The 275-nt window shown below is 58.2% G+C and carries 1 pseudogene; it reads right to left on the reverse strand.

From position 1 onward, the window contains the following. Positions 1–275 (reverse strand): annotated as a pseudogene (locus tag SB659_RS19440) (trehalose synthase); the annotation flags it as partial.

The raw sequence follows: 275 nt of genomic DNA on the forward strand, positions 1-275 counted from the left end.
GGCTGTAAGCGAGCTTCAGACGACGAAGGTCTCCCCCCAGCATTGGAGCAAGTCTGCGGCGGATGCCGCGGTCATAGAGTTGCATGCCTTTATCGGGCCCGAACGCATTGAACACGGTTTGCCGCTGGCTCTGGGTCAGCCGCCCGAGATCGAGTTCGTCGTGGTTGCGAAGAAAGACGCCCCATTGGCCAGTCTTTGGCAGTTTTTCTGTATCCCTCAACGCCTTTATGAGCGGACGGGTATCTCCGCTCGCCATCGCATAGAAAAGTGCCTGG

Origin of the sequence: Arthrobacter sp. SIMBA_036 (assembly GCF_046535135.1) — a bacterium.
In the GTDB taxonomy this organism is placed as follows: Bacteria; Actinomycetota; Actinomycetes; order Actinomycetales; family Micrococcaceae; genus Arthrobacter.